Origin of the sequence: Bacterioplanes sanyensis, from assembly GCF_014652515.1 — a bacterium.
Taxonomy (GTDB): Bacteria; Pseudomonadota; Gammaproteobacteria; order Pseudomonadales; family Oceanobacteraceae; genus Bacterioplanes; species Bacterioplanes sanyensis.
The window spans coordinates 111,571-136,926 of record NZ_BMYY01000004.1; the positions used below are offsets into that span (position 1 = coordinate 111,571).

Below are 25,356 nucleotides of genomic sequence, written 5' to 3' on the forward strand. Positions count from 1 at the left end.
AGACCTAACAAACTTGAACAACGCTGACTCCTCATCCATCGCTAGCACGCCATTGCTACCAGCCCGTCCTCGCCGCCAGGGCGATGTCGGCGTGGCTCTGATTACCGGCCTGGTCGCCCTTATATTGGCGGTGCCCGTTTTATCGGTGCTGTGGCATGCCTTGTTTGCCAACAGCAATAGCTGGCAACATTTATACGACACCGTATTGTTCGAATACGTTTGGCAATCCTTCTGGCTGTGTTTTTGGGTTGCCGGCGGTGTTTTGCTGCTGGGCATCAGTTGCGCCTGGCTGACCACCCGCTTTGCCTTTCCCGCCAGCCGCTTTCTCAGCTGGGCACTGTTATTGCCGCTGGCCTTTCCGGCCTACATCATCGCCTACGCCTATACCGACTTGCTGGACTTTGCAGGACCTGTGCAAACCGGTTTGCGTGAGCTTACTGGCTGGGGCTATCGCGATTATTGGTTTCCGCCCATTCGCAGCCTGGGCGGCGCCGCCCTGATGCTCACGCTGGTGCTCTACCCTTACGTTTTTATGCTCAGTCGCGCCTCGTTTATGACGCAATCCGGCCTTACTGCCGATGCCGCGCGCTCACTCGGTGCCTCGCGTTGGCGGGTGTTCTGGCGCATAGATTTGCCGCTGGCGCGGCCAGCCATCGTCGCTGGCACCAGCTTGGCGCTGATGGAAACCCTGGCCGATTATGGCACCGTGAGTTACTTCGGCGTCAGCAGCTTTAGTGCCGGTATCTTTCGTACTTGGCATGGCCTGGGCGACATGAACGGCGCCATGCAACTCGCTGCCCTGCTGCTCAGTGTGGTCATTGTTTTGCTGACACTGGAGCGCTATTCGCGCCGGCGCCAGCGCGTTGCGCAACTCGGCGGTCGCCCGGCGGCAACACCACCGCAACTGCAAGGCCTGCGCGCCTGGCTCGCCACGCTGTGGTGTGCCCTGCCGTTGCTGCTGGGCTTTATCGTACCTGTATTGATGATTCTCTCTTGGCTGTGGCAGCGTCCACCTAGCTTAGATGCAGATTTTCTAGAGCTGATGCGCAACAGCCTGCTGCTGGCCATCAGTGCCGCACTGCTGACGCTCAGCTTGGCCATTTTGCTGGCCTGGCTGCGGCGTTTTTATCCGCGCCCTTGGGTCAAGCCTGCCGTAGCCAGCGCAGGCCTTGGCTATGCCGTGCCCGGTACTGTGATCGCGATTGGCATCTTGGTGCCGCTAGCCGCCCTTGACCGTCAACTCAACGCTTGGCTACTGGCCACATTTGATTGGCGCCCCGGGCTGATTTTCTCCGGCACTGTGTTTGCCCTGCTGTTTGCCTATGCCGTGCGCTTTATGGCGGTGGCACTCAACAGCGTGCAAGCCGGTATGGGGCAAATCTCGCCAAGCCTAGATCAATCAGCACGCAGCCTAGGGCATGGCCGCTGGTCGGTGATGCATCGCATTCACCTGCCCATGCTGCGCACCAGCTTGCTGACGGCCTTGCTGCTGGTGTTTGTTGATGTGTTAAAAGAGCTGCCGGCGACGCTGATTTTGCGACCGTTCAACTTTGATACCTTGGCCGTTAAAGCCCACGAACTGGCTGCAGATGAACGCCTGTTAGACGCAGGCCCAGTCGCCTTGACCATTGTTCTGGTAGGGCTATTGCCGGTCATATTGCTAAGCCGCAACCTCAAACAACCACCACAGGAGCCTAGCCAGCCACCGTCATGAGCACCCTCACCCTTGAGCAAGTTAGCCTTGGCTACGGCCAGCGCACTGTTGTTAATCAGGTATCACTGCAGCTGCAGCCAGGTGAGATTGGCTGCCTGCTGGGCCCATCCGGTTGTGGCAAGTCCACGTTATTACGCGCCATTTGCGGCTTTGAGCCACTGCAACAAGGGCGTATTTACCTCGATGGCGCACTGGTTTCTAGCCCAGAAAAACGCATGCCACCCGAGCAGCGTCCGGTTGTGATGGTGTTTCAGGAGCTGGCCCTGTTCCCACACATGAGCATTGCCGACAATTTGGCGTTTGGCTTACAGCACCTGAGCACGGGCGAGCGTCAGCAGCGCGTTGAACAGCTGTTAGATTTAATTGCCCTCCCTGGCTTAGGGGGGCGTTATCCGCATGAGCTATCTGGCGGCCAGCAACAACGCGTGGCGGTCGCACGCGCCATTGCCCCCAAGCCACAACTGCTGCTGCTGGACGAGCCCTTTTCTAGCCTGGATGCCGAATTACGTGAAGATTTGGCCGAGCAAGTGCGGGATATTCTAAACGCCGAAGGCATCAGCGCCTTAATGGTGACCCATGATCAGCTGGAAGCCTTTGCCATTGCCGATCGCGTGGCGGTGATGAACGACGGCGTGCTACAACAATTCGACTGCGCTTTTAAGCTCTATCACGAGCCTGCCACCCGTTTTGTCGCCAGCTTTATCGGCCAAAGCACGTTATTACCAGCAACCGTGATGGATGAGCGCCATGTTGACTGCTCCCTGGGCAGCCTGGTGTCCGATCAGAATTTGCCGTTCAAGCAAGGCCAGCAAGTCGATTTAATGTTGCGACCAGACGACGTTTTGCATAATGACGATTCACTGCAACGGGCGACCATTGTGCGCAAGCGCTTTCGCGGCTCACACTTCCTCTACACCGTTGAGCTGGCCGATGGCCAACGGGTCTACTGTCATGCGTCCTCGCACCACAACCACGCGCTAGGCGAGACCATTGGCATCGAACCGCATATTGATCATTTGGTGTTGTTTGCCCACACGGGTTAACAAACCTACAAATACAAAAAAGCCGCCCGTAGGCGGCTTCATATACAGCAAGCGTCGACTAGCTAAAGAAGCTGATCATCACACCGGCAGCCACTGCTGAACCAATCACACCGGCCACGTTCGGGCCCATGGCATGCATCAGCAGGAAGTTCTGCGAATTGGCCTCTAGACCGACCTTATTCGATACCCGCGCAGCCATCGGCACGGCCGATACACCTGCAGAGCCAATCAGAGGGTTGATTGGTTCTTTGCTGAGCTTGTTCATGACCTTGGCCATGATCACACCCGCCGCAGTACCGACACAGAACGCCACCAGACCCAACACAATGATCGCCAAGGTACTGCCATTTAAGAAGGCATCTGAGCTCATTTTGTAGCCCACCGACAGCCCCAAGAAAATGGTCACGATGTTGATCAAAGCATTTTGTGCCGTGTCGCTCAAACGCTCGACCACACCGGATTCTTTCATCAGGTTGCCAAAGCAGAACATGCCCAGCAGCGGCGCCGCGGAAGGCAGCAACAGGGCCACCAGCACCAATACCGCAATCGGAAAGACGATCTTCTCGCCTTTGCTCACAGTACGCAGCTGATGCATGGCGATTTTACGCTCCTGCTCAGAGGTCAGCGCTTTCATGATGGGCGGCTGAATCAGTGGTACCAACGCCATGTAGGAATACGCCGCCACCGCAATCGCACCCAGCAGCTCAGGCGCCAACTTAGAGGCAATAAAGATCGACGTTGGGCCATCGGCACCGCCAATGATGCCAATCGCTGCCGCCTGCTGGACGGTAAAGTCCATCAAACCGGCGTCCGTTAGCAGCACCGCACCCGCCACGGTACCAAAAATACCGAACTGCGCCGCAGCACCTAATAGCAAGGTTTTTGGGTTCGCCAACAAAGGACCAAAGTCGGTCATGGCACCGACGCCCATAAAGATCAGCAAGGGTGCCACACCACTGGCAATGGTCATGCTGTAAAAGACATACAACATGCCACTGTCAAAGCCGGTAGCCGCGCCCAGCGCGACTGCCTTTTTATACAGCATGCCTTGCACTTCATAAGCTTCGCGGTAAGCCGCCAGCACTTCTTGCATGCCGGCATTGGCGGCCAAGCCAAACAGCTCACTGAACTGCGCCAACACACCGGCATCACCTGAGCGAATCGCAGCTTCGGCAGCAGACCAGCCCATGCCGGCACCCGGGATGTTCACCATCAAAGTACCGACGGCAATCGGCAGCAGCAACAAGGGCTCAAAGCCCTTTTTGATGGCCAGGTACAACATACCAAACGCCACCAGCATCATCATGGCCTGACCGGGCTCGATATGAGCGATGCCCGTGTCATTCCAGAGGTTGATTAAGCTTTGCATGCATCAGCCTCCTTTAAGCCAGCGTGTACAGCGTATCGCCGACTTTAACAGCAGTGCCTTCCGCTGCCGAAACACTGCCGATGGTGCCTGCACGTGGCGCCCGCACTTCGGTTTCCATTTTCATGGCTTCCAAAATCAGTACCACATCGCCTTCAGCAACTTGCTGACCTGGCTGTACCAACACCTTCCAGACGTTGCCGGCCAGAGGTGCCGGTACAGGGTCACCGCCACCCACGGCTGCCGGAGCCGCCGCCGCAGAGGCCGAGCCGCCGCCTAGGTTCATCGGCGCACCGTTAACCGGGGCCAACTCTTTTACATCGCCGCCGTCATCGACTTTAACGACATACTCGTTGCCATCAACGGTAACGGTGAAGGTGTCTTCGTCGGCGCCTTTCGGTGCTGGTTCAAAGGCATCCGGGTTACCACGATTTTCCAAGAATTTGGGCGCGATCTGCGGGAACAGCGCAAAGGTTAAGGCATCGTCAATTTTATCTGCCGCCAGCTTGAAGCCTTTGTCCGCGGCCAGTTTTTCAACATCGGCGACGAGTTTATCCAACTCATTTTCCAAAAGATCGGCCGGGCGACAGGTAATGGCTTCTTTGCCATCCAATACGCGCTGCTGCAGCTCTTGGTTGTAAGGTGCCGGCGCAGCGCCGTACTCGCCTTTTAAAATGCCCTGAGTTTCTTTTGAAATCGACTTGTAGCGCTCGCCCGTCAATACGTTCAATACCGCTTGGGTGCCGACGATTTGCGACGTTGGCGTGACCAGAGGGATGTAGCCCAGATCTTCACGCACACGCGGAATTTCTTGCAGCACTTCGTCGAACTTATCGGAAGCGCCCTGCTCTCGCAGCTGGTTTTCCATGTTGGTCAGCATGCCGCCCGGCACCTGTGCCACCAAAATACGGCTGTCGGTGCCGCGCAATGCGCCTTCGAACTTGGCGTATTTTTTTCGCACGTCACGGAAATACGCAGCGATTTCTTCCAGCAGCAATAAATCGATGCCGGTATCGCGCTCAGTGCCTGCCAGCGACGCAACAATGGATTCTGTCGCGGTGTGGCCGTAGGTCATGGACATCGATGAAATGGCGGTATCCACACGATCAATGCCAGCCTCAATGGCTTTTAAATTGGTCATGTCCGACAAACCGGAGGTGGCGTGCGCGTGCAACTGCACTTCTAAATCGGTTTGTGCTTTTAACTTGCTGACCAGCTCAAAGGCGTCGTAAGGGGTTAATACGCCGGCCATGTCTTTAATGGCAATGGAATCGGCACCCATGTCTTCGATTTGCTTGGCCAGTGTGACCCAAGAATCCATGGTGTGAACCGGTGAGGTGGTGTAAGACAGCGTGCCCTGCGCATGCTTACCCTGTTTTTTCACCGCTTTCAGCGCGGTTTCTAAATTGCGCGGATCGTTCATGGCGTCAAATACGCGGAACACATCCACGCCATTGGTGGCAGCGCGCTCAACGAATTTTTCCACCACATCATCACCGTAGTGACGATAGCCCAGCAAATTTTGGCCACGCAACAGCATTTGTTGCTGAGTATTAGGCATGGCCTTTTTAAATTCTCGAATGCGATCCCAGGGGTCTTCGCCCAAGTAGCGGATACAGGAGTCAAACGTGGCGCCGCCCCAAGATTCAATGGACCAGTAGCCCACTTGATCCAACTTTGCAGCAATGGGGAGCATGTCGTCGAGGCGCATGCGCGTGGCCAGGATGGACTGGTGCGCGTCGCGCAGCACGACGTCGGTAATACCTAGAGGTTTTTTAGAATCGGTCATGGGTGATGGCCTTTTCTCTTCCGTTTAATTATTGGTAGGGGCGATGCGTTTCTGAAGCGGCTCGATGGTAACGATACAGTTGGCCGCAGGCGGATGCCTTGATCAAAGACGACTGCAGAAACAAGCCCTGACGTTTGTTATCCCACTCGCGGCTACTTTTGGCGTGCGCGATGCTCTTTAACCGCTGCTGATAATACTTTCAGCAATTGCGGGTCCACACCCGGTGCTGAAGCAGCAGGTGCCGGAGCAGCCACCACCTCGGGTTCTGGTGCGAGTTTGTTGACCAGTTTGGACATGAAGGTGGTCACGAACACCAGCATCGTCAAAAAGACGAACACCACGCCCATGCCAAACACCATCAGTTCCAGACCTTGCGACACGAGACTAGGCTCAGTCATGCAGGCACTCCTTTTTTGGCTGTATCTGGGCTCACCGCCACGACGTTATCGCTGCACAGATTTGGCCCATGCGCGCACTGTCAGCAGGCAGTAAGCGCGGTTAGATTACTTAAAAGCCACAACCTAAGCAATAAGACCAGCTCTGTTGATTAGTCGGGTTTATCAGAGCAAACCACTGATTAAAAACAACATCCATCGGCGCTAGGCGTTGTCAGCACTGAGGTGCATCATATCGCTTTGCGACCAAGGCTAGCGTAAATACACGTACGAGCTTCCCTCAAGCTGGTACAAAAAACGGCCCGTCGCTATACTTCGCGCCCCTTGTTCTGGCCGACTTCTATGCCTTGTCACGACACCTTCACAGGCACCTTGCCCTTCGATCGACAGCACTCTTCGCCCTACATTGCGCTGGCACCGATGGAAGGATTAATGGATTTCAACTTACGCGCCTTACTGACGGCCCAAGGTGGCATCGATCACTGCGTGACCGAGTTCATTCGCATTACCGATCAACGGCTGCCCGAGCGCGTATTTAAGCGCTTTTGCCCTGAGCTATTAACGGGCGGCAAAACCGCCAGCGGCACGCCTGTTCACGTACAATTATTGGGCTCCGACCCAGAGATGATGGCCGCCAATGCCCACAAAGCAGCCTCACTGGGCGCGCCCGCCATCGACCTAAACTTTGGTTGCCCAGCCAAAACCGTCAACAAAAGCCAAGGTGGCGCTGTTTTACTGCAATGGCCAGAGCGCATTCATGCCATTACCCGCGCGGTGAGACAAGCGGTGCCTGCGCACATTCCCGTCAGTGCCAAAATGCGCTTAGGTTTTACCGATAAAGCCCTGGCATTAGAAAATGCCGACGCTTTGGCCAGCGCCGGCATTCAATGGCTGACCGTGCATGCACGCACCAAAACAGAAGGCTACAAGCCGCCGGCCCATTGGCAATGGATTGATAAAATTCGCCAACACATCACGGTGCCGGTTTTGGCCAACGGCGAAGTTTGGAACGAAGAAGACGCTCGCCAATGCTTAACGCAAAGCGGCTGTAGTTTGCTGATGATTGGTCGCGGCTTAGTCGCAACACCTGACCTTGGCCAGCGCATAAAAGACGCCAATTATCAGGGCCAGAGTTGGCAGCACCGTTTGCAGTTGTTACTGCTATTGGCAGAGCGACTCGAAGATTTAAACGACAAAGCACTCACAGATCGCCTGAAGCAGTGGCTGCATTATTTTTCGATGCAATCCGATGCCATCGCCACCGTCTTTCAAAGCGTTAAACGTGAAAAAGGCAAAGCTGAATTTTTTGCTGCATTGGAAAACGCCATTAGCGCAACCGCCCAGCGCAACGATTTACAAAGCTACAACTACCAACACAGTGGTTTTTAGCCGCGACTTGCATAGCACTCTGCGCACTGATGAGTACCTCCTCTTTGCAGGGTATAAATTGCAAACATAAACCGTTATAACTTGCTGCCATCCGTTATCGGCACCTTAACCACAATGGAACTGTCAAGCAGATATGTTACCCATTACACCAAACGCCGAGCGTAGGCCGCGTCATATTTACTGGCAGGTACGCAAGGTAAAATGGCTGTTGATTGCCATGGCTTTTTGCTGCTCCCCCTCTTTAGCGGCAACCCTGAGCATTGGCGCACACACAGGCCAAAGTGGCGATGTCAGCGATGACCAATGGCGACAAGTGAGCTTGGCGGCACAGCAGCACTGGCACCACTGGCAACTCAAGATCAGCACAGGTTGGCTACAGCGCCACGGAGCCGACCAGCAACCTTCTGGCCAGGCCGATACCTGGCTGACTGCACGCTATTGGCATAAAGCCACTTGGATGGGACAGCACTGGCAAAGCCAAATGCGCTACAAAGTGGCCACCGCCGATGACAGCAAAGCCCTTGGCAGTGGTGCCAATGAGCAAGAGCTGCGCCTTCGCGCCATGAAACCCATGGGAGATATGTGGCTGTGGTATCAAGCGGGCTATCGCTGGCGCCAATCCAGCCAACGCTATGCTATGCAAGATGGCGCACTGTGGGGCGCTGGTTTATATAAAGCGCCGATCAGTCTCAGCTATGGCGGCCGCCAAGCCAGCCAGTCGGGTAGCGACAGCCGCCACCATCTGACGTTGGCGTGGCAATTCAAGCAATCGCAGTGGCGCTGGACCCCCTATGCCCGCATTGGCAACGCCGATAGCGCTGCCGTCGGGATGACGCTTAGTTTTTAATTACGCTCGTCGCTGGGTACGTCGGGCACTGCTGGCAGATCAACATCGACACCGTCGCCACTCTCATTCATACCGGCGTCTATGTCGGGCATCTCCAGAATGTCCAAATGCTCGGGCATCTCTGGTAGTTCAGGAATGTCTGGTTCTTCCAGCAACTCAGTATGCTCGGGTAGCGGTTGTTTAAGCCCGGTTCCGCCGATGCCTTCTCCCTCTCGGTCGCTGGTTTCTGCCCAGCATGGCTGCACGGATAGCCATGCCAGCACCACTCCTATCAGCCATGATTTCATGATGGCTCGCTCCTGGATTTATTCGCCTCTGCTACCCCGTCGGCAAAAAATACGCCGGCATTAAGGCGCTGATCACCCGGTTGCTCTTGCTTCAGGCGCAGGGCTTCTTGATTGATATGTTTGAGTAACTCGCCCGCCTGCTGGCGGTAGAGCTGGTGTAACTCGTCAACCGCTTGCGCCGACAAACCGGCATAACACACACTGCGCTCAATACGCGGCTGCGCTGCTGTCAAATTGTCACTGGCGACCTGTAAATGGTCTGCCACATTGCGGCCAAGATAAAACAACAGCTCCGGTTCGCCACTGCGAGGGACAAAGGCTTCTTGCTGCAAACACAGCAAACCGTCATCGTCTTGCTTGACGACACCCAAAGCCAGCCATTCATCCAACACCGCACGTGGCCGAATGTCACCGTGCACCACCTGCTGCACCAACTGCTCAAAGCTCGGTGCATGGCCTTCGCTACGCAGCGGCAGACGCACTGGACGGCCCTTGCTTTGATAGCCGGGCGCACTGAGCCAATAAGCGACCATTTGTCCGCCCATCGAGACGGAGACCGGCGCGCCTTCCAAGCTTGCATCCTGCTCTCTGAACTTACGCACATCTTTGCGATGCACCCCCGTCAACAGGCTGATGCGACTGTCGGTTTGGGCTTTATCAGGCAGGGTAAACTCTTGCTCAGCCACCTCGACGTAAGTCTGTTTCAGCAGTGGCAGCAAAGCTTGATAGGTTACTTGATAACGCAGCAGTAAGCGCACCAGCGGTCTTAGAATGCGCCGAATGGCATTAACTGCGTGCGAGTGAGAAACAAGTTGGCTCATACCGACAGTATGAGCCTTGTGGGAAAATTTTCCACCTCCCTTACGGGAGACTTGTATTACTGCAGGAAGCTACATTGATCAGGAATGCTGCTTTGCTCCAAGCTCTCGTACTGGTAGGTGAAGTCTACGTCGGTACCTTCAGAGCTTTCGATGGTAGCGTTCACAAAGGCGTTACTGACCTGCAGCTGACCGTCAACCACACGGAAACCGGTAGGGAAGTAACCATTCGTTCGCACATTAAAGCGGCTACAGCTGCTGACTTCGATCAAACGCAAACGGTCCTCTGCAATATCGAATAGCGTCGCACCGCCCTCGCCTGCAGACCAAACTCCTTGCCATTGATCCAACCTGATGGGCTCTGCCAACAGTGGGTTCATATCGGAGGATGAAATGGTAACGACATCTTGGTCTGGATTATCACTGACATTGGCACGTGCTTCGAAGGAACCAGAATAGGTCGTAACATTACTACCCACCGCAACCACCACGTCATAATCGGCATCGGCAGAGCCGCTAAAGTAGTCTACGACGATTTTGTATTCACCCTCTGGCACCCGGAAGGCGTAAGTAATATTTTCTGGGCCATAACCCTGAATATTGTCATAGTCTAGCCACCCTAGTGATTCTTCAGAAATTTGATCGCCAAAGTAGATTTTCTCGCCACTGGGCTCAATAACCCACAGATCCAGATCGACCTCGCTATTCCAAGTCAGAGAGACTTGCACAGGACTGGTTGCTACCGCTTCCACGACTAAATCCAGAAGCTGCAAGCCAAGCCAGTTGTCCGGATTGCTAATATCAATATCATCAAGACCCACCACCTCGGCTACCGTATCGTTTACCAGCAAAGGGTAAATACGAATGGCCAAGTCCGGAATGCTGGATGGCAGCTGAAACTCTGTGGTCGACCAGCCTGCCACTTGCACCTGAGTTTCTGCCGCAGCCGCAGCAATTTGCACCCGCTGCGTGGTTGGCAACTGTTTATGCGAGCTGGCAAACGGCGCCACTTTAGTGGTGACAACCGGAGACTTCAGCGCTTGCGCCGTCGTTTGCTGTCCTGCTGCCACAAAATACTGCGAGCTGTTGCCAAACTTGATTAGATAACCACCCACTTTCTTGCCGGAAGGAACAGAGTCTTCAGGCACAGACAGTGAAATTCTGTTGCGTGAGTTAGCAGTCACAATCGCTCGCTCACTGCCCGTCACAGACAGGGTTGGCAGATCAGTAGGAATCGACGCATCCGCGACATTGACTGACTGAGCGTCTGGCATGGTGACGGCTTGATCCAGGTTAGCGGTCGTCAAAACCTCAACCTGAGGGGCATCATTATCATCACTGCCGGAATCAGAGTCTGAGCCGCAAGCGACCAGTAGAGCAGAGCTGATGGCAGCCGCCAGCAGCGTTTTGTATGCATGCATAGAGTCACTCTCCATGTTGTGAGTTAAAAATCCCAAAGCGACTAAACATTACTGTCCTCGCGCGCGCCTAGCAAGGCACAAGTGTCATTACAACAGTGTGTTTTGTGCCGCAGACATGATTTTTGTTAGAATCCGCCGCCGCGTTTTTGCGCCTTAAACTCAGCACCGGATTTACGCTCCGGCCAGCACAGGAAAATCACATGTCTAACACCACTCAAGCGCCGTTTGTCGTTTGCGCTATGTACAAGTTTGTCACCCTGGAAAACTTCGAAGCGCTGCGCCAGCCGTTGCTGGATGTCATGCTCGCCAACGAGGTCAAGGGCACCTTGCTGTTGGCGCAAGAAGGCATCAACGGCACCGTCGCCGGCAGCCGCGCGGGCATCGACGCGCTATTGAATCATTTGCGCCAAGATGAGCGCTTAAAGGACATCGATTACAAAGAGTCCTTTGATGATGAACAGCCCTTTTACCGCACCAAGGTTAAGCTGAAAAAAGAAATCGTGACCATGGGTGTCGAAGGCATTGACCCTAAGCGCGTGGTGGGCACCTACGTTAAACCGCAAGATTGGAACGCTCTGATCTCCGACCCAGATGTGGTGCTGATCGATACGCGCAACGATTACGAAGTGGGCATCGGCACCTTTAAAGGCGCCATCGATCCGAACACCAAAACGTTTCGCGAGTTTCCGCAGTACGTGCAAGAGAATCTCGACCCTAGCCAGCACAAAAAAGTCGCGATGTTTTGCACCGGTGGCATTCGCTGCGAAAAATCCACCGCGTATTTAAAAGAGCAAGGGTTTGATGAGGTCTACCACCTGGAAGGCGGCATTTTAAAATACCTTGAAGAAGTGCCAGCGGATGAATCCCTGTGGCAGGGCGAATGCTTTGTATTCGACAACCGCGTCACAGTGAACCACCAACTGGAAAAAGGCGAATACGATCAATGCCACGCCTGCCGCCGTCCGATCACCGAGAAAGACAAACAGTCTGAGCACTATGTGCCCGGCGTCAGCTGTCACCATTGCATCGATGAGTACAGCGAAGAGCAGCGCGAGCGCTTTCGCCAGCGCGAACTGCAAATGCAGCTGGCTCGCCAGCGTGGCGAAGAACATTTGGGCACCGACTTAAGCAAGGTCATTGAAAAACGTCGCCAAGAAAAACTGGCACAGAAACAAGCCCAGCGTCAGCTCAGCGACGGCGGCGAATAAACCGCCCTGCGGGCGCTTACGCAGCGCCCATTCATTCCTTGCTGGTTATGTTGATCTTAATCAGCATGAAATAAGCCGGTAGCGCTACACTGTGGCGGGTGCTGGCCATGTGCATGGATAGATGCAGCCACCACAGACATTATTCCAAAAAGGCATTAAAAGCTTGCCTAGCCATGTTGTCTGACATAATCAAACTTTGGGATAATGCGCATCCTTTTTTCTGGCCGTCGAGGTCATAGCGTTTCGGGGCAGCTCAGACCATGACAGAGTATTTGCTCATACTCATCAGCACCATTTTGGTAAACAATTTTGTATTGGTTCAGTTTCTGGGCCTGTGCCCCTTTATGGGCGTTTCCAACAAGCTGGAAACCGCCATCGGCATGGGTGCCGCCACCACCTTTGTGCTGACGCTGGCGTCCGTCTGCAGCTACCTGGTGCACAACTATTTGTTGATTCCGCTGGAGCTGGAATACCTCAAAACCATCAGTTTCATCATGGTGATCGCCGTGGTGGTCGGCTTTACCGAAATGGCCATTCGCAAATCCAGCCCCTTGCTGTATCGAGTGCTGGGGATTTTCTTGCCGCTGATCACCACCAACTGTGCGGTATTGGGCGTGGCGCTGTTAAACACCAAGCGCGAACACGGTTTTGTCGAGTCTATTTTGTATGGCTTTGGCGCTGCCGTCGGCTTTTCGCTGGTGATGGTGTTGTTTGCCGCCATGCGTGAGCGCATCGCCGTGGCCGATGTACCCAAGCCATTTCAAGGCTCAGCGGTGGCCATGATTACCGCCGGGCTGATGTCTCTAGCCTTTATGGGCTTTACCGGATTGGTCAGCATCTGATGTCGACGTTAACTACCATTCTCATTGCTGTTGCCGTACTGGTGGTGTTAGCCACTGTGTTTGGTGCCGTGCTCGGCTTTGCCTCCGTGCGCTTTAAGGTCGAGGGCAACCCCATCGTCGAGCAAATCAACGACATATTGCCGCAAACCCAATGCGGCCAATGTGGCTACCCGGGCTGCAAACCCTACGCAGAAGCCATCGCCGACGGCGATAAAATCAACAAATGTCCACCTGGCGGTGAAAGCACCATTCAATCGCTGGCGGATTTGCTCGGCGTTGAGCCCGAACCCTTGGATGCCGAGCATGGCGCGGAAAAAGACGTGCCCACCGTCGCTTACATTCGCGAAGACGAGTGCATTGGCTGCACCAAGTGCATTCAGGCCTGCCCCGTCGATGCCATTTTGGGCGCCGCCAAGCAAATGCACACCGTCATTGCGGAAGAATGCACCGGCTGCGACTTATGCGTTGAACCCTGCCCAGTGGACTGCATCGATATGATCCCCGTCGGCCAAGACATCAGCAGCTGGTACTGGCAAGCGCCCACCAGCGGTGTTGAGCTCATAGCCAGCGACCGTCGCTCTGTTGGAGGTCCGGCATGACCCACAAGATTCATCTTTACGACTTTCATGGCGGCATTCACCCGCCTGAAAACAAGCATCAGTCGACGCAACGCAGCATTCGCAACGCCGGTTTGCCGGCGCAGCTGATTTTGCCGCTGCATCAACACATAGGTGCCGCGGCGCTCGCCGAGGTGCAGGTGGGTGAGCGGGTGTTAAAAGGCCAGCGCCTTGCCCATGCCGATGGCAAAATCAGCGTGCCCCTGCACGCGCCGACGTCCGGCACCATCAGTGCCATTGAAGAACGCCCAGTGCCCCATGCGTCGGGCTTAACTGAGCTGTGCATCGTATTGACGCCCGACGGCGAGGATCAATGGGGCGAGCACCCCAGCCTGCTGCAGCAGCTCAAGGTCAGCGACTTCAGTGATATCGAGCCTAAGCAACTGGTGGACTTTATTAGCGACATGGGCATCGCCGGCATGGGCGGCGCTGGCTTCCCCACCGCTGCCAAGCTGCAAACACGGCAATACCCGATTCACACCCTGATTTTGAACGGCGCTGAATGCGAACCTTACATTACCGCCGACGATATGCTGATGCGCGAGCGCGCCTCCGAAGTGGTCATGGGCGCACAAATCCTGCAGCACATACTCGGCAGTCAGCGCTGCTTAATTGGCATTGAGGACAACAAACCCGAGGCCATTGAGGCATTAAAAACCGCCTTAGCAGAGCATAACCAGCAGCACCTCATGGATCTGGTGGTGGTGCCAACCAAATACCCGTCCGGCGGTGAAAAACAGCTGATCCAACTGCTGACCGGGGAAGAAGTGCCGGCCGGCGGCATACCTGCACAAATCGGCGTGGTGTGCCAAAACGTCGGCACGGCCAGCGCCATTTATCGCGCGGTTTACCAAGGTGAGCCACTGATCAGCCGCATCACCACGGTCACCGGCGACGCCTGCGCCGAACCTGGCAACTGGGACACCTTGATCGGCACGCCCGTCAGCCACTTGCTGCAACTCAGCGGCTATCAGCCACAGGCGCGCGAGCGGGTCATCATGGGCGGGCCCATGATGGGCTTTGCCCTACCGCACACCGATCTGCCGGTGGTCAAAACCAGCAACTGCTTATTGGCGCCGACCGAGCAAGAGCTGCCACCGAATGACATTGCCATGGCCTGCATTCGCTGTGGCATGTGCGCCGAGGCATGCCCAGCCGAGCTGCTGCCACAGCAACTGTATTGGTTCAGTAAGGCCGAGGAGTTCAACAAGGCCGAACAGCACAACTTGTTCGACTGCATCGAATGCGGCGCCTGCTCCTACGTATGCCCCAGCCATATTCCACTGGTGCAGTACTATCGCTTTGCCAAAGGCGCCATTCGTGAAGAACGCGCGGCCCAGGCCAAGTCCGAGCGTGCCAAAGAGCGCTTTGAAAGTCGCTTGGCCCGCCAGGAGCGCGAGCAAGCCGAAAAAGAAGCCAAGCGCAAAGCGCGCGCGGAAGCGGCGGCCAAAGCCAAGCAAGCCGCCGCCGAACAGCCGCCCGCAGCAGCAGCTGACACTCCCTCAGAGCTGGATAAGCTAAACAAAAAACTCGATGCCGCCAAAGCCGCCGTGGCCAAAACTCAAGAAAAGCTCGACGCCGCGCGCGCCGATGACAGCCAAGCGGAAAAAGTGCCCGCCTTGGAGGCCGCGCTAGAGAAAACCCAGGCAAAAATCAAAGACATCGCCAAAGACATCGCCGCCGCGAAAAAGGCCGCGGCCTCAACCACCGGCGCGGCGGACAAAGGCGACCCTAATAGCCCAGAGCGTCTACAGCGCAAATGGGAAACCGCACAAACCCGTCTAGCCACCGCCCAGCAGCGCTTGGCCGATGCTCAGGAGCAAGGTTTAGACACAGTGGCCGCCTTGCAAGCCGGGGTAGATAAGCAGCAACAGCGTGTGATCGAGGCCAAGGCCGCCTATGAGGCATCACTCAAAGGCACATCGCCCGCGGCTGCCACCGAGGCTGCAGCAACGGTCGATCAAGACGCACTAAAGAAGAAAATCCTCGCCCAACAAGACCGCTTAGCCAAAGCCCAGGAGCGTTTGCAAATGGCCGAGGCCGATGGCCTAGACACAGTGCCAGCCCTCAGCAAAGCGGTGAGCAAACAGCAGGATAAACTGACCCAATTGCAGCAACAGCTGCAGCAAGCCGAAGGAGCCTGATGCCGTGTTGACCTTGTCATCTCCCCATACTCACGGCAGTAACAGCACCTCTAAGGTGATGCTGACGGTCATTTTGGCCACCCTGCCTGGCCTTTTAGTCACCACCCTGCTGTTTGGTTATGGCACTTTTATTAACGTGCTGCTGGCAGTGGCGACGGCCATGGCGACCGAAGCGCTGGTATTAAAACTGCGTCAGCGACCGTTGGGCTTTTTCCTCAAGGACAATACCGCCGCCCTGACCGGCGTATTGCTGGGTCTGGCTTTGCCGCCCTTAGCGCCTTGGTGGATTACCGTGCTCGCAACCAGCTTTGCCATTGTATTTGCCAAGCAATTGTATGGCGGCATCGGCAACAACCCGTTTAATCCAGCCATGGTGGGCTATGCCTTGGTGTTGGTGTCGTTTCCATTGCACATGACCACCACCTGGGCGGTGCCGATGGCCGTCGATAATAGCGCCGTGCCTGGCTTGCTGGACTCCGTCGCCGTGATTTTTGCCGGTGCCAGCCCAGATGCCTTTAGCGGGGCCACGCCGTTGGATGCCTACAAACACATGATCGACAGCCAGACCTCCAGCGAAGTGTTAAAAAACCCGATCTTTAGCGGCTGGCTGAACGGTGGCTGGGAATGGGTCAACCTGGCGTATTTGGCCGGTGGCCTAGTGCTGCTGTGGCGCAAAATCATTAGCTGGCACATTCCCGTGGCCATGCTGGTTGGCTTATCCCTGTGTTCGCTGCTGTTTGGCTGGGATGAAGACATGTATGCACCGCTGTCATTGCAGCTGCTCAGTGGTGCCACCATGCTGGGCGCTTTCTTTATTGCCACCGACCCGGTCTCTGCCGCCACCACACCGCGCGGCAAGCTGATTTATGGCGCTGGCATTGGCATCTTGTTGTATGTCATTCGCGCCCATGGCGCTTATCCGGATGCCGTCGCCTTTGCTGTGCTGCTGATGAATTTTGCCGCGCCCTTTATTGATGCCTACACCCAGCCGCGCACTTACGGCCATAAAGCAGCGCGCCGCGGTCTGATTGCCAAGAGTGAGAAATAACATGCCAGAGCTGTTGTCTGCCATTCGCCGCAATGCCGTGGGCTTGGCGCTGTTCGCCATGGTCACCGCGGGCGCCATTGCCGTCACTCAGGTACTGACCCAAGAGCGCATTGCCCGCAATATTCTGGCCGCCGAGGCCAAGGCGCTGAATCAAATCGTGCCGGTGGGCAGTTACGACAACGATTTGCTGACCGACACCATTACCTTGGACGAGCGCTTTAACCTGAGCCTGCTGGGGCCCATTGGCGACCACGCGTTAGCCCACGTGGCTCGCACGGATGGCCAGGTCACCACGGTGATCCTGCCGGTGACGGCGCCGGACGGCTACACCACCGCCATTCGCCTACTGGTGGGTATTCATGCCAATGGCGATATCGCCGGTGTACGCACCGTTGAACACCGCGAAACACCGGGCTTGGGCGATAAAATCGACCATCGCAAATCCGACTGGATTTTCAGTTTCCAGGGCACGTCGCTGAGCGATGACATTACTTGGGCGGTCAAAAAAGACGGCGGCGATTTTGATCAGTTTACTGGCGCCACCATTACCCCCAGAGCCGTGGTAGCGGCGGTGCAAGGCGCACTGCAGTTTTTTCAACAACACCAGGCCAGCCTGCTTAACCCAGGCCCAGCCAGTGGAGGTTCAGATGGCAACTAAAACCCTGCGGCAAATCAGCCTCGACGGCCTGTGGTTCAACAACCCAGCCTTGGTGCAGTTGCTCGGCTTGTGTCCCTTGCTGGCCGTTACCGGCTCAGTGGTAAACGCCTTAGGCTTGGGCCTGGCAACCATGCTGGTGCTGGTGGGCTCAAACATCTCAGTGTCCTTGATTCGCAATCATGTGTCCGATGCCGTGCGCCTGCCGGCCTTTGTGATGATCATCGCCTCGTTTGTGACCGTTACCGAGTTGGTAATGCAGGCCTTTACCTACGAGCTGTACGAGGTGCTGGGCATTTTTATCCCGCTGATCGTCACCAACTGCGCCATTTTGGGCCGCGCCGATGCCTTTGCCTGCAAAAACCCAATTCTTCCTTCAGCCATCGACGGCTTTATGATGGCGTTGGGCTTTACCCTGGTATTGATCGTGTTAGGCGCCATGCGCGAAGTGCTGGGCCAAGGCGTGATTTTCTCCGATATGCAGCTGCTGTTTGGCCCTCAGGCGGCCGGCTGGAAAGTTGAGTTGGTAAAAGACTACCCAGACTTCCTGTTTGCCATCTTGCCGCCTGGTGCCTTTGTCGCCATGGGCTTAATCATTGCCATTAAAAACATCATCGATGAGCGCTTAAAAGCCCGTGCCGAGGCGCAAAAGGCGCCAGTAGAAGCAGGCAGCAAACGCGTGCGCGTGACCGGCAAAATCACCTGACCCAGCCGACATCCAGCGCCAAACATTCTACTCTTTCGAATCTTTGGCGCGGTTTTTTGCGATTTTCCTTCAAGTATTTCGACTCTACTATCGATGTTATAGAGGTCACTTCACCTGGAGGAAACACCATGCTCTATATCCGTCGCCAACAAGACCGCGGCCACGCCAACTTTGGCTGGCTCGACAGCCGCCACAGTTTTTCCTTCGGTCAATACTATGACCCTGCCCATATGGGCATCAGCAACTTGCGCGTGATCAACGACGATACCGTCGCGGGCGGTGCCGGCTTTGACACCCATGGCCATCGCGATATGGAAATCATTTCCTACATTCTTGAAGGCACCATTGAGCACCGCGACAGCCTCGGCCATCAATATTTGATTCCCGCAGGCGACGTGCAAGTCATGACCGCCGGCACAGGCGTGATGCACAGCGAGTTCAACCACCATCACAACCAGCCACTGAAGTTTTTACAGATCTGGCTGTTGCCCGATCACGCTGGCCGCGAACCTGGCTACCGCCAAGCCACCATTGCGCAGCAAGGGCCGCTCACCGCACTGGCCACCCCAGAGGGCCATGGCGGCTCACTGACGTTGCACGCGGATGCCAGCCTCTATCGCCTGCAGCTGGCCGCTGGTGAGCAGTACACTCTGCAAGCGCATCACTCCAAGCGCAGCGGCTATTTGCATTTGGTGGCAGGCAGCCTGAATCTGGATAGCGGCGATGTCACCACCGAGCTGCACGCCGGCGACGGCGTTGGTAGCCTAGATGGCCAGCCGCTAAGCGTTAGCGCAGGCACAGCCGGCGTTCATGCGCTGTGGTTTGATTTGGCGCCGAGCCTCCATTGACCGCGATGGCGGCAATGACACAGTTTTTTGCAAGCGGGACACTTCTCCCGCTTTCCTCGCTCATGCATACTGCCTCCTGACTTGAGCCAGATGGACCGACTATGGACAGTGCTCGCTACGCCACCCTGTGGCGTTTTTTATTGGTGTTTCAATCCGGTGCCGTCACCGTTGTTGCCCTGCTGCTACTGGTGCTACTGGGTATCATGGAGTACTACAGCAATCACGACGTCGAGGTGCTGATCTGGTTGCTGGCGTATTCGCCGCTTATTCTGCTACTCACCATCGCCTGGCCCATTTGGCAATTATCCCTGTTCAGTCGTGGCCGCTATGGCCACCCCGCCATTCTGTTATGGCTGCTACTGCAGCTAGTGTTTGTGCCCCTCGGCACTCTGGCCGCCATTGTGCAAATGGTGTGCTTATTCCATCTGACCTCGAAGGAGTCGACATGATCGTCCTGCACCATCTGGAACACTCACGCTCGCAGCGCATTATTTGGTTATTGGAAGAACTGGGCGTGGAATACGACATACAGCGCTATGAGCGAGATAAAGAAACCTACCTAGCCCCTGCCAGCCTGAAAAAAATACATCCGCTGGGTAAATCACCTGTGATTACCGATGGCGATAAAACCATCGCCGAATCTGGTTTAATTGTTGAGTATTTAATTCGCCGCTATGGCCGCGAACGCTTAATGCCCAGCGAAGACAGCGATGACTACTGGGATTACCTTTACTGGATGCATTACGCCGAAGGCAGCCTAATGCCATTAATGGTGATGTCGTTAATATTTACCCGCATTGAAACCGCACCCGTGCCATTTTTTGTTAAACCCATTGCCAAAGGCATCGTCAATAAAGTGCGCGCTGGTTTTATTCGCCCCAATATCGATACCCATATGCAGCATATTGAAAACCATTTAAACGGCCGCCAATGGTTTGTCGGCGAGCAGTTAAGCGGCGCCGATATTCAGATGATTTTCCCGCTGGAAGCAGCGCTAAATCGCGGCGTCGATGGCAGCCGTTACCCCAATATTCAGCGCTTTGTGAACCAAGTGCACGGTTTGGACCATTATAAAACCGCGCTGCAAAAAGGCGGGCCTTATGCCTATGCATAAAGAGTTAGAGCAAGCCTAAAAACAAACGCTTACTGGCGCTGGGAGTAATGCCACACCAGCGCTTGTAAGCACGACGAAAATTAGTGACATCGCTAAACCCTAAATGCTGCGCGACCCGCTCGTTGCTCCAGCCGCACACATGAAAGCGATACTGGCATTGCTCCAGCCGCACCCGATCTTGTAACTGCTGAAAGCTGCTTCGGTGTTTTTTGAGCTTGCGCTTGCAAGTGGCTGGGCTGAGCTCTAAATAACACGCCAACTGCTCCAGAGATTGCACCTCACGCTGGCGCAAGGCGTTCATCACCAGGGCCACAAACCCCGTGGCGGGCTGCACCTGCTGCAAGCACTGGCGCTCGGCGATGGCCAGCGCAGTAGGTGATAATTGCTCCGCCCAAGGGCGCTGTAAAAATTCACGCTCGATGAGCAGCACATTGGCGCCTAAATCAAAAAACAAAGCATCGCCTAAATTAACCTGATACTGCTCGCGATAAGCCGGTTCCGCGTGGGCAAACCCGACCCGCCACGGCCACTGCTCGCCACTGCGCCAGCGGCAATACGCCAGCAGCCCAGTCATATAGGCTTCAGCCACAAAGGGCGCGTATTCGCCCAAGCCGTAATTGTCTTGCCAACTGATCATGCAATAGCGCTGATCGGCCCAGACCATGGGCGTTAACAGCGGCGCCAATACCGCTCGATAGCGCGCCATGCACTGCAAGCTTTGCTGTAGCGACACAGAGCCCTGCAGCAATTGACTGAAAGCATCGTAGTGGCCGGGCCACAGGGCGTGCCCCCAACGAAAACTTAAATCGTCACTGCCATAACAGGCGCCAGCATTGGCCACCAACTGCAGCCACTGTTTCACCGACAGCCGCGCCTTGGCCTGCAACACATCGTCATAAAACAACCCAGTACCACGCAAATATTGATGGCTGCTTAAGCCTCGAGCGTTGAGCAAATCCATCAGCAAAGCAGGTTGATAATGGGCCGCAAACAGCGGCTCATCTTGCTCACTCCAGCCCGAGGTGAGCGCCTTCGACGGCGACGGCCAAGCATCGCCCAAGGGCCAAGCCAACGGCGTCATATTAAGCCGCCTTAGGGCGTTGCTGATCCAGCTGCAGTGCTCGATTGGCGGCATCTAACAACTGTTCGGCCGTGCGTTCGCCGTCACACATCACCAAACCAATGCGCAAGCTCTGAAACTGACTGACGCCATCATCGGTTTTAAAAGCGAAATGTGCCACCGCCTGACGCAGCTCCTGCGCTAAACGGCGAGCCTCTAGCTGCTCGGTATGGGGCAGCAAAATGGCAAAGCGGTCACCGGCGTAGCGGCACAATAAATCCCGCTGGCGCAAGTTCAGCAATAGCACTTCCGTCACTTCACGCAGCAAACGGTCGCCGCAGCGGTGGCCAAAGCGGCGATTAAATAGGGAAAAGTCGTTGATATCGACCATCAGCAACATGAGCGGCGGCTGCTCTGACAGGGTGCGGATTTGCTGCTTGAGGTATTCGGCGCGGCCAATGTGGGTTAACGGGTCGAGCCAACGATGTTCACGAAACACCTGCTCGCGCCCCCTAAGCTGGCGATTAATGGCTAGCTGTTCGCGATGCCAATGAAACAGACCATAGGTTAACAAAGCGATGCCCAGCGGCATGGCCACGGATTCCAACCCCTGCTCCCACCATTGCCCCGCCGGCAAGCGCAAAAACTCATCCAGGGTATCTTGCCACATGGCCAAGCACATAAAGCCCAATCCAAGGGTGAGCCAGTCTGTCACCCGCCCACGTGGACGGCTGCCTAAAATCAGCAACATCCACAACCCTAGGGCAATGGCACTGCCGCCCTCGCCGATCACATCCAGCCAGTCAATGGCATGCCAGCCCTTGGCCTCGCCCAGCCATAAGTTAGCCATCAAGGCGCCCCATAGCAGCACAAAAATCAACGCCAACTTATGGCGGTGGTAAGACAAGGTATCGAGCATAAACAGTCCCTAGCGGAGCAATCAGCCTGACTGGATAACAGCTACAGATGACAAACTTATGACAAGCTGCTAGGGGTCATTTAGGCTCATGGCCGATAAGCCATACCGGCAGGTTTGCCAGACTTCCTGCTCTTTTGCTGCCGAAACAGCGCCTAATAATGGGTTAATACAGCTCAATGCTGGTTGTTTTTTATTCGCTTACCCCGCCTAGCACGGCCTCAACACAAGCGCCGTCATGGAACTGACACATTTCATTTTTAGCGTCGTCGGCCATGGCCAACCCGAGGACCGGATCATGACATTCAACAAAACCCCATTGGCGGCACTATTCACCATGCTGGCCACCAGCCCCACCTGGGCCGATGGCGTGCTGGAGGGTCGCATCATCGACGCCAACAGTGACAGCCGCTATCAAGGCGCCGTGGTGCGCATCGACGAACTGCAGCGCGAAACCCTGGCCCAGCAAGGCGGACGCTTTCGCCTGCCAAGTTTAAAAGCCGGTGAATATACCCTCACCGTCACCCTGGGGGCGCAAACTCTGGAGCGTCGTCGCATCGTCATCAGTGATCAAAAAACCACCCGCAGCGATATCGTCATCAGCGATGAGCATGCTTTGGAGGAGGTATTGGTGATCGGTCAGGCAGCACAAATGCAACGTGCGTTAGACCGCCAGCGCTTTGCCGACACCTTAATCAATGCCGTCAACGCCGACGCCATTGGCCAGCTGCCCGACGCCAACGCCGCCGAAGCCTTGCAGCGCGTGCCAGGCTTGTCGATTGAACGCGACCAAGGCGAAGGCCGTTTTGTGCGCGTGCGCGGCATCAGCCCCGACCTTAACGCCGTTAGCGTCAACGGCACCCAACTGCCCGCTGCCGAAGCAGGTCGACGTGCCGTCGCTCTGGATGTATTGCCCGCCGATTTAATCAGCTCATTGGTGGTCACCAAAGCATTAACCCCAGATATGGATGCCAACGCCATTGGCGGCAGCATCGAGGTTGAAAGCTTGTCGGCGCTCGATCGCGACGGCTTGTTTTACACCCTGCGTGCCGAGGCCGGCTACGACCAGCTCACCGAGCAAACCAGCCCCGCCTACGCCGCCACCGCAGGCAACACCTTTGCACTCGCTGGCCAGCAACGCTTAGGCCTGGCGGCAGCGTTTTCTTATGACCAGCACCAATTCGGCTCAGATAACGTCGAAACCGGCGCAGCCTGGGCGTTTGATGACGACGGCGGCGCTTTGAGCGAACTGGAGCAGCGCGACTATGAAATCGAACGCGAGCGCATCGGCGCAGCCATCAACCTCGATTACGAGTTCAACCTTAACCACCGCTGGTATCTGCGCACGCTGTACAGCGAGTTTCGCGACAACGAGCAGCGCCTGGCCAACGTGGTCGAGTTTGGTGAGCTAATCGACAGCGAAGATGAGCCTGGCGAGCAGGAGTTTGATGGCGCTGCGCGCCGCGCCGGTGAGCGCGGCCTGGCCGAAGTGGGCCGCGAGCTAAAAGACCGCGAAGAAACCCAAACCGTCATGGCGGCCACCTTAGGCGGTGAGCACTTGGTCGACGCTTGGACATTCGAATACGCCTTAGGCTACAGCCAAGCCAAAGAAGAAGAACCCAACGCCATTGGCGGCGCTGTGTTTAAACAAGACGAAGTCGACAACGTCGGCTTTAGCAATACACGCAAACCGCGCATTTTGGCTGGCGGCCGCTACTTTGACGCCAGCGCCTACGAGCTGGCTGACATCGAATACACCGACGGCCTTAGCGAAGATAAACACACCAGCGTGGGCATCGATATTAGCCGCGATTTATTCATCGCCCACTATCCAGCCATGATCAAATTTGGCGCCAAAAGCAGCCAGCGCGAAAAACAGCAACGCGTTGACGAATACGTGTTTGAAGACTTTGACGACCACGCTCTGGGTGACGGCATGGGCGAGTTAACCCTAGATCAGTTCGCGACCCGCGCACCGGATTACAGCCTTGGCCGTTTCGGCCCAGGCATTCGCCCAGCGGCCGTGCGTGAAGTGATTTCGCAGCTGGATAAAAATGACTTTTACGATGCCGAAGCATCGCGCATCGCCAGCTACGACATCGACGAACGCATCAACGCCGCCTACGTGATGGGCCGAGTCGAAATAGATCAATGGTTGTTGCTGGCCGGTCTGCGCCATGAGGCCACCGAGCACGACTTCAGCGGCACGGCGTTAAATGCCGACGGCGACTTTGTGGCAATAAGCGATGACAACCGCTACGGCCATACCCTGCCGTCGCTGCATGCGCGCTATCAACTGAGCGACAACACGCAACTGCGCGCGGCTTGGAGCAACGCCGTAGTGCGCCCTACCTTTGAGCAAATGTCGCCCAGTTTTGTCGACGACGGTGAAGAAGCCGAGCTGGGCAACACGCAACTCAAGGCCATGCGCGCCCGCAACCTCGACCTCAGCTTGGAGCACTATGTCGGCAGTGCCGGTATCATGTCGGCGGCGCTGTTTTATAAAGACATTCAGCACTTTATTTTTGCCACCGACCTGGCCGGCTCCTCCGAGCGCTGGCAAGGCTATGACGAAGTGGCCACCTATCGTAACGGCGACGATGCGAGCATTACTGGGCTGGAACTGGCCTTCTCGCAACAGCTCAGCCAACTGCCAGCGCCCTTTGATGGCCTGTTAATCGCCGCCAACCTCACCTTGAGTGACTCAAGCGCCACGGTGCTCAGCTATGACAACGGCACTGAGCGCGAGCGCACCATCGACCTGCCCAATCAATCTGACCTAAGCGGAAATGTTGTAATCGGCTATGAAAAAAATGGCCTGATGCTGCGCCTAGCCAGCAATTACAAATCGGAATATTTGCTGGAGGTGGAAGATCTGACCTCACGCGATGGCGATGTTTACCAAGCAGCCCATGCCCAGTTGGACTTCAGCTCAGCGTATCAACTCAACCCGCAATGGAAGCTGAGTTTTGATATCAGCAACCTAGGCGACGAGCCCTATTACGCGTATCAACGCGAGCAACGCTACAACGCCCAATACGAAGCCTACGGTCCAACGTACCGCCTGGGTGTGAGCTACAGCCACTTTTAAAATTAACCAACAGGATGGGCCGCCTTAGGCGGCCAAAC

General features: G+C 55.9%; 23 protein-coding genes. 15 read left to right on the forward strand and 8 right to left on the reverse strand.

Annotation, left to right across the window (positions count from 1 at the left end):
* The first annotated feature begins 13 nt into the window (after positions 1–13).
* Positions 14–1,714 carry an ABC transporter permease gene (locus IE090_RS07980; protein WP_229815584.1) on the forward strand — a complete coding sequence of 567 codons (1,701 nt, stop codon included), beginning with the start codon at positions 14–16 and terminating at the stop codon, positions 1,712–1,714.
* A complete protein-coding gene (locus IE090_RS07985) occupies positions 1,711–2,757 on the forward strand; it encodes an ABC transporter ATP-binding protein (RefSeq protein WP_189387841.1) in 1,047 nt (348 codons plus the stop codon). Before IE090_RS07980 ends, IE090_RS07985 begins: the two co-directional genes overlap by 4 nt.
* Before the next feature lie 58 nt (positions 2,758–2,815).
* Here IE090_RS07985 and IE090_RS07990 read toward each other — a convergent pair whose 3' ends face one another.
* From IE090_RS07990 to IE090_RS08000, 3 genes are all read right to left on the reverse strand, one after another.
* Positions 2,816–4,126, reverse strand: a complete 1,311-nt coding sequence (locus IE090_RS07990) for a sodium ion-translocating decarboxylase subunit beta (protein ID WP_189387842.1) — start codon at positions 4,124–4,126, stop codon at positions 2,816–2,818.
* Between the two features lie 13 nt (positions 4,127–4,139).
* Positions 4,140–5,912: a sodium-extruding oxaloacetate decarboxylase subunit alpha gene (gene oadA / locus IE090_RS07995; protein WP_189387843.1), complete on the reverse strand. Its 1,773-nt coding sequence runs from the start codon at positions 5,910–5,912 to the stop codon at positions 4,140–4,142.
* A gap of 152 nt (positions 5,913–6,064) precedes the next feature.
* Entirely contained in the window at positions 6,065–6,310 is a 246-nt protein-coding gene (locus tag IE090_RS08000) for an OadG family protein (RefSeq protein WP_189387844.1), read from the reverse strand.
* A gap of 339 nt (positions 6,311–6,649) precedes the next feature.
* Here IE090_RS08000 and IE090_RS08005 point away from each other — a divergent pair, with 339 nt between their 5' ends.
* Both IE090_RS08005 and IE090_RS08010 read left to right on the forward strand, forming a co-directional pair.
* On the forward strand, positions 6,650–7,696 hold the full coding sequence (locus IE090_RS08005) for a tRNA dihydrouridine synthase (RefSeq protein ID WP_189387845.1): 1,047 nt from the start codon (positions 6,650–6,652) through the stop codon (positions 7,694–7,696).
* Positions 7,697–7,829: 133 nt separating this feature from the next.
* Entirely contained in the window at positions 7,830–8,543 is a 714-nt protein-coding gene (locus tag IE090_RS08010; protein WP_189387846.1) for a hypothetical protein, read from the forward strand.
* On the opposite strand, the gene IE090_RS08015 is transcribed toward IE090_RS08010, so the two are convergent.
* Genes IE090_RS08015 through IE090_RS08025 form a run of 3 tightly spaced genes read right to left on the reverse strand, consistent with a single transcriptional unit; the run spans position 8,540 to position 11,069 of the window.
* Positions 8,540–8,830: a hypothetical protein gene (locus IE090_RS08015; protein WP_189387847.1), complete on the reverse strand. Its 291-nt coding sequence runs from the start codon at positions 8,828–8,830 to the stop codon at positions 8,540–8,542. The genes IE090_RS08010 and IE090_RS08015 overlap by 4 nt on opposite strands.
* A complete protein-coding gene (locus IE090_RS08020; RefSeq protein WP_189387848.1) occupies positions 8,827–9,651 on the reverse strand; it encodes a DUF6502 family protein in 825 nt (274 codons plus the stop codon). Before IE090_RS08020 ends, IE090_RS08015 begins: the two co-directional genes overlap by 4 nt.
* A 56-nt stretch (positions 9,652–9,707) precedes the next feature.
* On the reverse strand, positions 9,708–11,069 hold the full coding sequence (locus tag IE090_RS08025; protein WP_189387849.1) for a YfaP family protein: 1,362 nt from the start codon (positions 11,067–11,069) through the stop codon (positions 9,708–9,710).
* A gap of 200 nt (positions 11,070–11,269) precedes the next feature.
* Between IE090_RS08025 and trhO the strand changes: the two genes are divergently transcribed.
* The 10 genes from trhO (at position 11,270) to IE090_RS08075 (ending at position 20,251) form a co-directional block, all read left to right on the forward strand.
* On the forward strand, positions 11,270–12,277 hold the full coding sequence (gene trhO / locus IE090_RS08030; protein ID WP_189387850.1) for an oxygen-dependent tRNA uridine(34) hydroxylase TrhO: 1,008 nt from the start codon (positions 11,270–11,272) through the stop codon (positions 12,275–12,277).
* A gap of 260 nt (positions 12,278–12,537) precedes the next feature.
* Positions 12,538–13,119 carry an electron transport complex subunit RsxA gene (gene rsxA, locus IE090_RS08035; RefSeq protein ID WP_189387851.1) on the forward strand — a complete coding sequence of 194 codons (582 nt, stop codon included), beginning with the start codon at positions 12,538–12,540 and terminating at the stop codon, positions 13,117–13,119.
* Positions 13,119–13,718, forward strand: coding sequence for an electron transport complex subunit RsxB (rsxB, locus tag IE090_RS08040; protein WP_189387852.1), 600 nt, complete (start codon positions 13,119–13,121; stop codon positions 13,716–13,718). The genes rsxA and rsxB overlap by 1 nt, the downstream gene beginning before the upstream one ends.
* Complete coding sequence (gene rsxC / locus IE090_RS08045) at positions 13,715–15,880, forward strand: electron transport complex subunit RsxC (protein ID WP_189387853.1); 2,166 nt, start codon at positions 13,715–13,717, stop codon at positions 15,878–15,880. Before rsxB ends, rsxC begins: the two co-directional genes overlap by 4 nt.
* Positions 15,881–15,884: 4 nt before the next feature.
* Positions 15,885–16,928 (forward strand): electron transport complex subunit RsxD, encoded by a 1,044-nt coding sequence (rsxD, locus tag IE090_RS08050; protein WP_189387854.1) that lies wholly within the window; start codon positions 15,885–15,887, stop codon positions 16,926–16,928.
* Position 16,929: 1 nt separating this feature from the next.
* Positions 16,930–17,586, forward strand: a complete 657-nt coding sequence (rsxG, locus tag IE090_RS08055) for an electron transport complex subunit RsxG (RefSeq protein WP_189387855.1) — start codon at positions 16,930–16,932, stop codon at positions 17,584–17,586.
* The gene (locus IE090_RS08060; RefSeq protein WP_189387856.1) at positions 17,576–18,289 is read left to right on the forward strand and encodes an electron transport complex subunit E; all 714 of its coding nucleotides are present in this window, start codon (positions 17,576–17,578) and stop codon (positions 18,287–18,289) included. Before rsxG ends, IE090_RS08060 begins: the two co-directional genes overlap by 11 nt.
* A gap of 128 nt (positions 18,290–18,417) precedes the next feature.
* Positions 18,418–19,137, forward strand: a complete 720-nt coding sequence (locus IE090_RS08065; protein ID WP_189387857.1) for a pirin family protein — start codon at positions 18,418–18,420, stop codon at positions 19,135–19,137.
* A gap of 101 nt (positions 19,138–19,238) precedes the next feature.
* Positions 19,239–19,586, forward strand: a complete 348-nt coding sequence (locus tag IE090_RS08070; protein ID WP_189387858.1) for a hypothetical protein — start codon at positions 19,239–19,241, stop codon at positions 19,584–19,586.
* On the forward strand, positions 19,583–20,251 hold the full coding sequence (locus IE090_RS08075; protein ID WP_189387859.1) for a glutathione S-transferase: 669 nt from the start codon (positions 19,583–19,585) through the stop codon (positions 20,249–20,251). Before IE090_RS08070 ends, IE090_RS08075 begins: the two co-directional genes overlap by 4 nt.
* Positions 20,252–20,255: 4 nt before the next feature.
* Here IE090_RS08075 and IE090_RS08080 read toward each other — a convergent pair whose 3' ends face one another.
* Together IE090_RS08080 and IE090_RS08085 are read right to left on the reverse strand one after the other, a co-directional pair.
* Entirely contained in the window at positions 20,256–21,332 is a 1,077-nt protein-coding gene (locus tag IE090_RS08080; protein WP_189387860.1) for an AraC family transcriptional regulator ligand-binding domain-containing protein, read from the reverse strand.
* A gap of 1 nt (position 21,333) precedes the next feature.
* Complete coding sequence (locus tag IE090_RS08085; protein WP_189387861.1) at positions 21,334–22,230, reverse strand: GGDEF domain-containing protein; 897 nt, start codon at positions 22,228–22,230, stop codon at positions 21,334–21,336.
* Between the two features lie 295 nt (positions 22,231–22,525).
* Here IE090_RS08085 and IE090_RS08090 point away from each other — a divergent pair, with 295 nt between their 5' ends.
* Positions 22,526–25,318: a TonB-dependent receptor gene (locus IE090_RS08090; protein ID WP_189387862.1), complete on the forward strand. Its 2,793-nt coding sequence runs from the start codon at positions 22,526–22,528 to the stop codon at positions 25,316–25,318.
* Positions 25,319–25,356 lie beyond the last annotated feature (38 nt).